The following is an 11,757-nucleotide window of genomic DNA, read 5'->3' on the forward strand; positions in this document are numbered from 1 at the left end:
GCCTGACGGTCTTACCAACGCTCGTGCCGGCGATCAAATCCTGATCAGCCGCACCCGCGTGCCCCAGGGATCGATCGCCTCAACGCCGTCCGCTAGCGCCGTGACTTTCGCGCCGCCCTTGCGCAGGCGCTCTTCCTGTGCGGCGAGCAGATCCTGCTTAGCTGTCACCAGCGAGAACCAGGCGAGCCCCGTTGTCTGATCGTCGCGTTGGCCGGCGCCCTCGCTCTGCCACACGTTTATGCCGAGATGATGATGGTAGCGTCCCGACGACAGGAACGCGGCGCCGTTGCGGCTGCGGGTCGGGTCGAGTCCGATCGTGCCGTGGTAGAAATTCTGCGCCTGCGCGAGGTCGCCGACGCGCAGATGCATGTGGCCGATGCGCATTCCGTCCGGTGCCTTGGCATAATCAGGCACGCGCGTATTGGTCAGCGACAGCAGGTCGGGAATGTCGAGCTCGTCGGCCGCCATCTTCACGCTGCCTTCGCTCCACTGCCATTGCGAGGGATCGCGGTCGGCATAGACCTCGATGCCGTTACCTTCGGGATCGTCGAGATAGACGGATTCGCTGACGAGATGATCGGCAAAGCCCGACAGCGGCACGCGATGCGAAGCGGCTGCTACCAGCCAGCGGGCCAAGTCCTTGCGGGTCGGCATCAGGAAGGCGGTGTGATAGAGGCCGGCGGCGTTGCGCGGCTCGATCTCGGCATCAGGACGGGCCTCCAGCACCAGCAGCGCGATGCCGGCCGTGCCGAGCTTGGCGGCGCTCGCCGAGCGTTCCATCACGGTGAGCCCGATCACGTCGCGGTAGTAGTTCGCAACCTTGTCGAGATTCTTCACCCGGAGCGTCACCATGCCGACGCGCATCGGCGTGCGGCTGGCATAGGTCGGACCGCCGCCCTGCGGTGTGCCCTCGGCGCGCGCCGCGCCCGCAGCCGCCATTGCGAGCGAGCTGGCGCCGGCGAGTTGAAGCAGGGTGCGGCGGGTAAGGTCGATGGTCATCAATCAGGGCTCGCAAAAAGGCTTGAGGCCGTACGGCACAAGGTCGAGCCGATTGCTACACGTTCCCGTGAGCGGCTCCAATCACATGTTCGTCGGCCGTGCTCTTACGGACCAGCTTCCCTGCTTATTTCCTGGCCATGCGGCCAGTTACGCGATCGCCCGCGACATCCCAGATTGAGGACAGCTTTACAGGAGCCTGCCATGACCGACTCAACTCCCCTGACTTCGCTGTCGTCCGCGCTCGCGGATATGGTGTCCCGCACCGCGCCGTCCGTCGTCGCCGTCCATTCGCATCGTTCCCGCGCCACCGGCTTCGTCTGGAAACCCGGCCTGATCGTCACCGCCGACGAGGCGCTGGCCGACGAGGGCGACGTCGAGATCGGCCTCCCCGACGGCAGCACCGCGGCCGCCACGATCGCCGGCCGCGACCATACGACGGATATCGCACTGCTGCGCGCCGATACGGCGATTGCCCCGGTCAAGCTGGCCACAATTGTGCCGCCCCTTGGCGCGTTGTCGGTCGTCGTCGCCACCAACCGCGATACGCCGAGCGCCGCGCTCGCGATGGTGTCGCAGTCCGGCAAGAGCTGGCGCTCCCTGCGCGGCGGCGACATCGACGCGCGGATCGAGCTCGACGTCCGCTTGCGCTCCAGCCAGCAGGGCGGCCTCGCGCTCGACGCATCGGGCGAAGCCTTCGGCATGGCCGTGCTCGGCCCGAGGCGTGTGCTGGTGATCCCGACAGCGACGATCGAGCGGGTCGCGGCCCAGTTAGAGGCGCGCGGCCGCATCGCACGCGGATATCTCGGCCTCGGGCTGCAGCCGGTCCGGCTCGACGACGGCGTCGGCGCGATGGTGATGAATGTCGACAAGGCCGGCCCTTCGGCGGCGGCCGGCATCCGCCAGGGCGACGTCATCGTCGCGGTCAACGACCAGAAGCTGTCCGGCGTGCGCGCGCTGTCGCGGACGCTGGGTCCGGCGAGCGTGGGCGCGGTGGTCGATATCGCGGCGCGCCGCGGCGGCGAGCCGGTCAGCTTCAAGGTCACGATCGGCGAGAGGCCGGCGGCGTGAGCGAGGACATCGCGCCCGAGATCGTGTTGGCTTTGGAGATCGACGATCCCGCCCTCGCCGATCGCCTGGCTGCTCTGCTCGGCAATATCGCCGGGCTTCGCCTCGCCGAACCCGGCGAGAAAGCCGCCGCGACGATTGTCACTCGCGATCCGCGCATCATGCCTGAGGACATTGCGCTGACGCAACGTGAGCTCGACGTGCTGGCGTTGATGGCGGAAGGCGGCTCCAACAAGATGATCGCGCGTCAGCTCGGCATTTCCGTCCACACGGTGAAATTCCATGTCGGCTCGCTGCTCGACAAGCTCGACGCTACCGGCCGCACCGATGCGGTGGCACATGCGGCCCGCCGCGGCGTGATCGAGCTCTAGGTCGGGTGCGGCGGGAAGCTGAGCTGGACCGTCAGGCCCGGCGCGTTGTCGTGCAGGGCAATCTCGGCACCATGGAGGCGAGCGACCGCGGCGACCAGGCTTAAGCCAAGGCCGTTACCCGGGGTGTAGCGGCTCTGCTCGAGCCGGTAGAAGCGTTTGAACACGTGATCGCGCTGATCCGCCGGAATGCCCGGGCCGTCGTCGGCGATCGCGATCGTCGCACCGCCGTCGGTGCTGCTGCAGGTGACGGTCACCTGCCCGCCTTTGCAGCCGTGCTTGATCGCGTTGTCGACGAGATTGGCGATAGCGTCGAACAGCAGGTCGCGATCGCCAATAATCGCCACCTCGCGATCGCCGCCGAGGCTGAGCCGCGTCGCAACCTGTTCGGCGGCGGCATCGTAGAGCTCGACGACCTCGCCGGCGATTTCGGCGAGATTGAGGGTGCGAAACGCACTACGGCGGGCGCGGGTCTCGATCTCCGAGATGCGCGTGATGGAGGCGAACATGCCGAGCACGGCGTCGAGATCGGCGATGGTGTCACCGATCAGCGCCGCGTCGGCCTCGCCATTGCGCGAGGCGTGATAAGCCTTTTCCAGCCGACCCCGCATGCGCGTCAGCGGCGTACGCAAATCATGGGCGACGTTGTCGCTGACCTGCTTGACCTCTCCCATCAAAGTCTCGATGCGGTCGAGCATCTGGTTGAGGTTTTCGGCGACCCGGTCCCATTCGTCGTGACTGCCGCGCAAGGGAATGCGCTGGTCGAGGCCCGACATCATGATGGCGCGGCTGGTGGCGTTGATCTCCTCGATCCGCCCGACCGTGCGGCGCGTCACCAGCACCGCGGCGAGCCCGGCGAGCACCAGCATCAGCACGGCGACAGCGGCCATTGCGAGCTCGATCATCGCGGTGAAGCCGCTGTGGTCGCCGGCATCGCCGACACGGCTCTGCACATAGGCGATCGTGCCGAAATAGACATAGGCCATGATCGCCGCGACGATCAGCCCGAACGCCGCGATCGCGATCAGCGCAAGGCGGAAGGTCGAGGAGCGGAGCGTTTTAGCCAGGAGCACGGAGACAATATCCGATGCCGCGGATGGTGTGGATCAGCGGATAGGCCTGGGCATCATCGACCTTGCGACGGACGCGTCCGACATAGACGTCGATGATGTTGGTGGAGGGATCGAAATGCAGATCCCAGACATGCTGGAGCAGCATCGCACGCGAGACGACGCGGCCCTCGTTGCGGACCAGATATTCGAGTAATTGGAATTCCCGCGGCAACAGCGGAATCTTCCGGCCGCGGCGGCTCGCGCTGCGTGCGATCAGGTCGATGGCGAGATCGCCGACCCGCAGGATCGTCTCCTTGGCGACGGTGTCGCTGCGCCGGCCGAGTGCCTCCAGCCGCGCCAGCAATTCGGTGAAGGAGAACGGCTTGACGAGATAATCGTCGCCGCCGGCCCGCAAGCCGCGCACGCGGTCGTCGACCTCGCCAAGTGCGGAAATGATTAGGAACGGCGCGGCGATGCCGTCGTCGCGCAACTGGCGCATCACGCTGATGCCGTCGATATCGGGCAGCATGCGGTCGATGGTGATCACGGCATAGTCGCGCGCGGCGCCATGGCTGAGCGCTTCGCGCCCGGTGGCGGCGAGATCGACGTCGTAGCCGGAAGTCGTCAGCTCCTCGACGAGCTGGCCTGCGGTTTCCGCGTCGTCCTCGACGACCAGAATGCGGCGGTGAGCTCCGGTCATGACAAACTCCGCGCGACGATCGCCACCAGACTATCCCGTTCCGGGGCTGAGCGGAACCGTCCGATGACGATCGCGACAATGGTGCGGTACGGCGATGCTAGTACCAAGAGTCTCCGCACACATTGACCCATTGCCACCCATAGGGCGTCAAGCTCCTGCGCCAGCAGCCGTCATAGTAGCCGGCATAGATGAAAGGTGCTCCGAAGAAGAAGCGATGGTGTTGCCGGAAGAAGGCATGGCGGCCGATGAAGGGCCTGCCGTGCCAGCCGGAGCCAGCGAAGCGCGGCCCGATCGCCGCATGCGCGAAACGTGCACCGCCAAAGCCCGGGCCGCCGAAACGGGCGCCGCCCATGCCGCCGACGCGCATACCACCGAAGCCACCGGTGTGCATGCCGCCGCCGAAGCCTCCCGTGTGCATGCCGCCGCCACCGAAATGCCCACCACCGCCGAATCCGCCATGACCGCCACCGCCACCGCCACCGCCTCTGGCAAGCACCGGTGAAGCGAGCGCCATCACCGCTGCGATCGTCACCGCGGTGAGGCCTTTGAGAATCCTGTTGTCCATCGAAGCATCCTCCGTGCTGCGCGACAATATTCTGCCGCGCGAGGAGGATCAGATGAGAGGAAGGGACAGGCGCCTTCAACTTACAAACGCGCCAGATTCTGACGCGGAAGTTAGGGAGACGCTGCTCTCTCACTCGCTCGCCCCGTTCTTGCGGGGAGAGGGTGGGGTGAGAGCGGGGAGAGGTTAGAAGCTACGCCCGCTTGCCGCCGTTTTTCTCGGCCGCGCGGCGCAGCGCTTCGGCGAGCGCACCGCCGCCGGAAGACTCCTGCTGGCGCGGGGCCGACGACGTCATGCGGGACGGGTTACGTGAGCTGTTATCCCGCTGCATGCCGGGCGCGTCCTTCTTGGCGCCGACCTCGTCGTCGAGCCGTAGTGTCAACGAGATACGCTTGCGCGCGACCTCGAAGTCTAGCACCTTCACTTTGACGATGTCGCCGGGCTTCACCACTTCACGGGGATCCTTGATGTAGGTCTTGGACATCGCCGAGATGTGCACGAGGCCGTCCTGGTGCACGCCGATATCGACGAAGGCGCCGAACGCCGCGACGTTGGTTACGGTGCCCTCGAGGATCATGCCCTTCTTGAGGTGCTTGATCTCCTCGACGCCGTCCATGAACACAGCTGCCTTGAAGGCCGGACGCGGGTCGCGACCGGGCTTCTCGAGCTCGCGCAGGATGTCGGTGACGGTCGGCAGACCAAACGTCTCGTCCACGAAGTCTTTCGGCTTCAGCGTGCGAACGATGTCGCTGCTGCCGATCAGCGCCTTGATGTCGCTCTTGGTGGCGCTGAGAATCCGGCGCACCACCGGATAGGCTTCCGGATGCACACCGGAGGCGTCGAGCGGGTCCTCGCCGCCGAGGATGCGCAGGAAGCCCGCGCACTGCTCGAACGCCTTGGGGCCGAGCCGCGGCACGTCCTTCAACGCCTTGCGCGACTTGAACGGCCCGTTGGCGTCGCGGTGTGCCACGATGCTCGAGGCGAGGCCGGAGCCGACGCCCGACACGCGCGCGAGCAGCGGAGCGGACGCGGTGTTGACGTCGACGCCGACGGCGTTCACGCAGTCTTCGACCACGGCGTCGAGGGATTTGGCGAGCTTGGCCTGGCCTAGGTCGTGCTGGTACTGGCCGACGCCGATCGCCTTGGGTTCGATCTTGACGAGCTCGGCGAGAGGATCCTGGAGCCGCCGCGCGATTGACACCGCGCCGCGCAGGGTGACGTCGAGGCCCGGCAACTCCTCCGAGGCGAACGCCGAGGCCGAATAAACCGACGCGCCGGCTTCCGACACCACGATCTTGGTCATCTTCAAGTCGGGCAGGCCCTTGACGAGGTCGGCCGCGAGCTTGTCGGTCTCGCGCGAGGCGGTGCCGTTGCCGATCGCGATCAGCTCGACACGATGTTTCAGCGCGAGCTTGCCGAGGATCGCAAGCGCCTCGTTCCACTGCCGCTGCGGCTCGTGCGGATAGATCACGGCGGTATCCACCACCTTGCCGGTCGCGTCGGTGACGGCGACCTTGACCCCGGTGCGGAAGCCGGGATCGAGACCCATGGTGACGCGGGTGCCGGCGGGCGCCGCGAGCAGCAAGTCGCGCAGATTCGAGGCGAACACGCGCACGGCCTCTGTCTCGGCCGCATTCCACAGCCGCATGCGCAGGTCGATGTTGAGATGCACCTGGATCTTGGTGCGCCAGGCCCAGCGCACGGTATCGATCATCCAGCGGTCGCCGGCGCGCTTAAGGTCGGCGATGCCGAACCGCTTCATGATCTTCAGTTCATAGACGCTCGGCACGCCGGGCGGCGATGGTTCGGCCTCGGCCTGGATCTGGAGATCGAGGATTTCTTCTTTCTCGCCGCGGAACATTGCGAGGATTCGGTGCGAGGGCAGCTTGGTCAGCGGCTCGGAGAACTCGAAATAGTCGGCAAACTTTTCGCCCTCGGTTTTCTTGCCGTCGCGCACCTTGGAGGTCATGCGCGCATTAGTCCACACCTCCTCGCGAAGCGCGCCGATCAGGTCGGCGTCTTCGTCGAAGCGCTCGACCAGGATGGCGCGGGCGCCATCGAGTGCCGCAGCGGCATCGGCAACGCCCTTCTCGGGATTGACGAAGGCTTCAGCGACCACCTTCGGATCGTTGTTGGGCTCGGCCATGAGCTGAAAGGCGAGCGGCTCGAGCCCGGCTTCCTTGGCGATCTCGGCCTTGGTGCGGCGCTTCGGCTTAAACGGCAGATAGATGTCTTCGAGGCGCGCCTTGCTGTCGGCAGCGAGAATGGAGGCCTCCAGCGCGGCATCGAGCTTGCCCTGCTCGCGGACCGATTCGAGGATGGCCTTGCGGCGGTCCTCGAGCTCGCGCAGGTAACCCAGGCGCTCCTCCAGCGTGCGCAATTGTGCGTCGTCGAGCGCACCGGTCGCTTCCTTGCGGTAGCGGGCGATGAAGGGAACCGTGGCGCCGCCGTCGAGCAGCGCCACTGTCGCCTCGACCTGCTCCGCCCGAACCCCAAGCTCCTGCGCAATTTTCTGGTTGATATTTACCACGCGAGAACCCCTCTATCCAAGCACGCATCGCGGAGGCGAACCACCGGCTGCGGGACGCCGCTTATGGACCAATCGGGGTTGATTCATCAAGGTGCGGCGGACGACCGTCGACAAGGGATTTTTTGTCGAAGCGATGCGATCTCGCCACAATCGTGGGTGCTACGCAGACGGCGCACGTCCTGCTGTCGTCCTGGCTTTCGCCAGGACGACGACGGGGATTGCCTCGACACCTTGACAGGCGCCCCGGTTCAGCGGCTGTTTTGTCTGCCGGACTCCTGAACTTCATGTGAGGATTATAATGCGGACGACATCGGTCGGCGTCTTCAAGGTCGCCACCAGAGGCCCCGGCGACGTCTCCGGATTGATGAGCATGATCGGCTCCGGCGCGATCGATCCGGCATCCATCCTGGCGATCCTCGGCAAGACCGAAGGCAACGGCGGCGTCAACGACTTTACCCGGGAATATGCCGTTGCCGCGCTGTGCACGGCGCTGGCGCCGCAGCTCGGGCTGTCGCCGCAGGAGGTCGAGCAACGCATCGCCTTCGTGATGTCGGGCGGCACCGAGGGCGTGCTCAGCCCGCACATCACGGTGTTCACGCGCCAGGACATTCTACAGCGCCCGGCAGGCCTCTCCGGCAAGCGCCTGAGCATCGGCATGGCGCACACGCGGGATTTTCTCCCTGAAGAGCTCGGCCGCTCCGCTCAGATCACGGAGACAGCCAAGGCCGTGAAGGCCGCGATGGCGGATGCCGGGATCGCCGATCCCGCCGACGTCCATTTCGTGCAGATCAAATGCCCGCTGCTCACCAGCGAGCGCGTCGAAGCGGCGAATGCGCGCGGTCACAAGACAGCGACGACCAGCGCCTACAGTTCGATGGCCTATTCGCGCGGCGCTTCCGCACTCGGCGTTGCGGTCGCGCTCGGCGAGATCGCAACCGGCGTTCGTGATGAGGACGTGCTGCGACGCTACGATCTGTTCTCGAACGTCGCCTCGACCTCGTCCGGGATCGAGCTCATGCATAACGTCGTCATCGTGCTCGGCAATTCGATGTCCTCGACGAGCGAATTCGAGATCGGGCATGCCGTGATGAGCGATGCGATCGACACCGCGGCGGTGCTTGCGGCGTTGGAGAGCGTTGGGCTCCGTGCCGGGCAACAGACGACGACCGGCAGCAAGCTTGTCAACATCTTCGCTAAGGCCGAGGCCTCCCCTGATGGCTGCGTGCGCGGCTTCCGCCACACCATGCTCGAAGATACCGATATCAGCTCGACACGCCACGCCCGGGCTGCCGTTGGCGGGTTGATTGCCGGCCTCGCCGGCACTGGTGCGGTCTACGTCTCCGGCGGCGCCGAGCATCAGGGCCCAGCCGGCGGCGGCCCGGTCGCGGTGATCGCAAAGTTCTCCAATTGATGCGCGCGCATGCAATTCGGGATTACCTCTCCATCCGGCGCAACCCTGCCCTTCGCGCCGCTCAGTTGATTAAAGTGTTCCTGTGCGAAACTAAGGTGGCGCCGCACGAAGAGGTTTGGATCGCATGACTTTCCCGATGAGCTGGAACGAATGGGCGCAGCACGATGGCGTGGGGCTGGCCGCGCGCGTCCGCAAGGGCGAGCTCACGGCAAAGGAGTTGGCGCGCCAGGCCGCCGCGGGCGTCGCCAAGGTCAATCCGGCACTGTCGGGCGTGGTCGAGCTGTTCGATGACGTGATCGCCGATCCGGCCAAGGACGGCGCCAATCTCGCCGGCCCGTTCGCAGGCCTGCCCTTCCTGATGAAGGACCTCGGCCCGACCATGAAGGGGCGGCTCCAGGAGATGGGCTCGCTGTTAATGCGCGGCAATCGCGCCAGCGCCGACACGTTCCTGACCGGCAAATTCCGCCAGGCCGGACTGAACCTGATCGGACGCACCACGACACCGGAGTTCGGCGTCTGCAGCTCGGCCGACAATCCGGCCGTCTATGTCACGCGCAATCCCTGGGACACCGACTACACCACCTGCGGCTCGTCGGCCGGGAGCGCCGCAATGGTCGCGGCCGGCGTGGTGCCGATCGCACACGCGACTGACGGCGGCGGCTCGATCCGCATTCCCGCCGGCGTCAACGGCAATATCGGCTTGAAAGTCTCGCGCGGCGTGTTCTCGCTCGCACCGCACATGTCCGATCTCACCGGCCTCGTCTCGATCCAGGGCTGCCAGTCGCGCTCGGTGCGCGACACCGCCGCCTTCGTCGACCATGCAAGGGGAGCGGCGCCCGGCGAATTCATGCCGTTCTGGACCACGGCGCAGCCTTATTCCGAGATGATCAAGCGCGACCCGTCAAAGCTTCGTATCGCGCTGTCGCACAGCTGGGGCGACTACACCGCGACGCCCGAGATCGCGGCCGAGCTGGCGAAGGCCGGCCGCTTCCTCGAAGGCCTCGGCCATCACGTCGACTACGCCCTGCCCGAACTCGAGTTCCGCGCCGCGTTCGAGGCGCAGACCACCTGCTACATCTCGAATTTTGCCGTGGTGATCTCCAACATGCTCGCCGCGCGCGGACTGGAACGGCCGCCGGAAGATCTCATCGAACCCATGAATATCCGGATCTGGGAAGCCGGCCGGCATACGAGCTTCGCCGAGCGGGCGAAGATGCAAGGCGTGTTCAACACGACCTCGCGCGCCTTCGGCGCCTTCTTCGAGCAGTGGGACGTGATCTTGACCCCGATCACGGCGCTGCCGACGCCGAAGGTCGGCACCCGGGAATATCTCACCATCTCCGACAACCCCGACGTGCTCGACTGGTTCGGCAATCTTTGGCGCTTCTTCGCCTTCACGCCGCTCGCCAATCTCTGCGGCATGCCGGCGATCTCGATGCCGATGGCCACGCAGGACCACGGCCTGCCGCTGGGCATCCAGGCGATTGCGAAGCAGGCCAATGACGGCCTCCTGCTGCAACTCGCCGCCCAGATCGAGCGCGCGCTCGACGGCAAGTGGAACGACGGCAGGAAGCCGAAGGTGCATGTGAGCTGAGCGAGTTGATCGCATTAACTTGCGATCCGCGAACGGCCTCAGTTCTTCACCGAGGGAATTTCCTCCGGCCGGGGCTGCTGCTGGCCCTGCTGGTACATTGCCAGCGCCTTTTCGAGCGCTTCGCGCAGAGCCAGCGCCGCGGCCACGCTGCAACGCAGATGCGCGGTCTGGACCACATCAACCCTGACGGCGGCGCCGACCGGCATCAGAAGGTTCGCCGCAAGCTCGATTTGAATCGCGCCGTTGTGGTGGCCGAAGCAGGATGCACCGTCGAAATAGATGATCGGCGCCCGCTCCGAGCTCGATGTCGAAATGATGACGGGCCCCTGGCTGGTGACGGGCGTTTCGGGATCGGCCATGGGCACTCCTTACGGCTGGTCGAACGAACGAGGCGCCCACCATCGTTGCTTCGGCCCGCCCTGTCGAGGCCAAACCGCCCCCGGCACCCACCGTGGGACGCGCATTCGGGGTTTTGCGCCGCGCCCGCCACTGGTCTAGAACGTCCTCATGTCCAGCTCACCGACCACACTTTCGTTCGAGGACCTCGCCGAGGCGATCAAGGGTCGCCGCTCCGATTACGGCCAGATCAGCGGGCTCCAGCTCGACCGCTTCGCACCGCGCGAAGCCTGGTCCAGCCTGCCCTACCGGCCGGTCTTTGTCGGTGACACCGAGACCGGCGTCCTGCATGGCGGGGTCGTCACCGCGATGCTGGACGAGAGTTGCGGCATGGCGGTGCAACTCGCGCTGGACGGCACAAGCGCGATCGCGACGCTCGATCTGCGCATCGACTATCAGAAGCCGGCAACGCCGGGCCTCGACATCAAGGCGCATTCGGTCTGCTACCGCACCACGCGTTCGATTGCCTTCGTGCGCTCCACCGCCTATCAGGAGTCCGAGGACGATCCGGTCGCGACCGCGACCGCCTGTTTCATGATCGGCGCCAACCGCACCAACATGCTCGCGGATCGCAGGATGGATTCGCCCGGCATCCCGAGGCTGGAGGCGCCGGACGATCCGGAAGGCCCGTTCGCCAACAGCCCGTTCGCACGCTGCCTCGGCATTCGCGTCAACGACGACGGCACACTGACGATGCCGTTCTCGCCAAAGATCATCGGCAATCCGATTCTGCCTGCGATCCATGGCGGCATGACCGGCGCCTTCCTCGAAACCACCGCGATCTTCGGAGTGGCCCGTGAACTCGGCGCCACCGCACTGCCCAAGCCGATCGGACTGACCGTCAACTATCTGCGCTCCGGCCGCGCGCTCGACACGTTCGCCAACGTCTCGATCGTGAAACAGGGCCGGCGCATCGTCGCCTTCGAGGCACGGGCCTGGCAGGACGATGCGAACAAGCCGATCGCCACAGCCTTCGGCCATTTCATGCTGCGGCCGACGCCCGGAAACGACGAGGAATAGGCGCATTTTCCCTTGACGGCCAAGGTCTGGGCCACAACGATAGCGCGTCCCCTCACGAGA

At 66.0% G+C, this 11,757-nt stretch carries 11 protein-coding genes; 5 read left to right on the forward strand and 6 right to left on the reverse strand.

The window, feature by feature from the left end; translation table 11 throughout:
• Positions 1-33: 33 nt before the first annotated feature.
• Positions 34-999, reverse strand: a complete 966-nt coding sequence (locus IVB36_RS24515; protein ID WP_085349580.1) for a VOC family protein — start codon at positions 997-999, stop codon at positions 34-36.
• A gap of 201 nt (positions 1,000-1,200) precedes the next feature.
• Here IVB36_RS24515 and IVB36_RS24520 point away from each other — a divergent pair, with 201 nt between their 5' ends.
• Together IVB36_RS24520 and IVB36_RS24525 are read left to right on the forward strand one after the other, a co-directional pair.
• The gene (locus IVB36_RS24520) at positions 1,201-2,067 is read left to right on the forward strand and encodes a S1C family serine protease (RefSeq protein ID WP_018453657.1); all 867 of its coding nucleotides are present in this window, start codon (positions 1,201-1,203) and stop codon (positions 2,065-2,067) included.
• Positions 2,064-2,435, forward strand: a complete 372-nt coding sequence (locus IVB36_RS24525; protein ID WP_007614569.1) for a helix-turn-helix transcriptional regulator — start codon at positions 2,064-2,066, stop codon at positions 2,433-2,435. The genes IVB36_RS24520 and IVB36_RS24525 overlap by 4 nt, the downstream gene beginning before the upstream one ends.
• Here IVB36_RS24525 and IVB36_RS24530 read toward each other — a convergent pair.
• The 4 genes from IVB36_RS24530 to IVB36_RS24545 all read right to left on the reverse strand — a co-directional run bounded on the left by IVB36_RS24530 (position 2,432) and on the right by IVB36_RS24545 (position 7,276).
• Complete coding sequence (locus tag IVB36_RS24530; protein WP_018453655.1) at positions 2,432-3,505, reverse strand: HAMP domain-containing sensor histidine kinase; 1,074 nt, start codon at positions 3,503-3,505, stop codon at positions 2,432-2,434. The two genes, IVB36_RS24525 and IVB36_RS24530, sit on opposite strands and share 4 nt — an antisense overlap.
• Positions 3,492-4,184, reverse strand: a complete 693-nt coding sequence (locus tag IVB36_RS24535) for a response regulator transcription factor (protein WP_018453654.1) — start codon at positions 4,182-4,184, stop codon at positions 3,492-3,494. Before IVB36_RS24535 ends, IVB36_RS24530 begins: the two co-directional genes overlap by 14 nt.
• Positions 4,185-4,281: 97 nt before the next feature.
• Positions 4,282-4,749, reverse strand: coding sequence for a hypothetical protein (locus tag IVB36_RS24540; RefSeq protein ID WP_085349581.1), 468 nt, complete (start codon positions 4,747-4,749; stop codon positions 4,282-4,284).
• Between the two features lie 190 nt (positions 4,750-4,939).
• A complete protein-coding gene (locus IVB36_RS24545) occupies positions 4,940-7,276 on the reverse strand; it encodes a Tex family protein (protein ID WP_247296124.1) in 2,337 nt (778 codons plus the stop codon).
• Positions 7,277-7,574: 298 nt separating this feature from the next.
• Here IVB36_RS24545 and IVB36_RS24550 point away from each other — a divergent pair, with 298 nt between their 5' ends.
• Positions 7,575-8,687: a ring-opening amidohydrolase gene (locus IVB36_RS24550; RefSeq protein WP_247296127.1), complete on the forward strand. Its 1,113-nt coding sequence runs from the start codon at positions 7,575-7,577 to the stop codon at positions 8,685-8,687.
• Between the two features lie 124 nt (positions 8,688-8,811).
• The gene (locus IVB36_RS24555; RefSeq protein ID WP_247296130.1) at positions 8,812-10,281 is read left to right on the forward strand and encodes an amidase; all 1,470 of its coding nucleotides are present in this window, start codon (positions 8,812-8,814) and stop codon (positions 10,279-10,281) included.
• Between the two features lie 38 nt (positions 10,282-10,319).
• On the opposite strand, the gene IVB36_RS24560 is transcribed toward IVB36_RS24555, so the two are convergent.
• The gene (locus IVB36_RS24560; protein WP_204512303.1) at positions 10,320-10,640 is read right to left on the reverse strand and encodes a hypothetical protein; all 321 of its coding nucleotides are present in this window, start codon (positions 10,638-10,640) and stop codon (positions 10,320-10,322) included.
• Between the two features lie 148 nt (positions 10,641-10,788).
• On the opposite strand from IVB36_RS24560, the gene IVB36_RS24565 reads away from it, so the two are divergent.
• Entirely contained in the window at positions 10,789-11,697 is a 909-nt protein-coding gene (locus tag IVB36_RS24565; RefSeq protein ID WP_204512304.1) for a PaaI family thioesterase, read from the forward strand.
• Positions 11,698-11,757 lie beyond the last annotated feature (60 nt).

Source organism: Bradyrhizobium sp. 35 (genome assembly GCF_023073215.1).
In the GTDB taxonomy this organism is placed as follows: Bacteria; Pseudomonadota; Alphaproteobacteria; order Rhizobiales; family Xanthobacteraceae; genus Bradyrhizobium; species Bradyrhizobium canariense_D.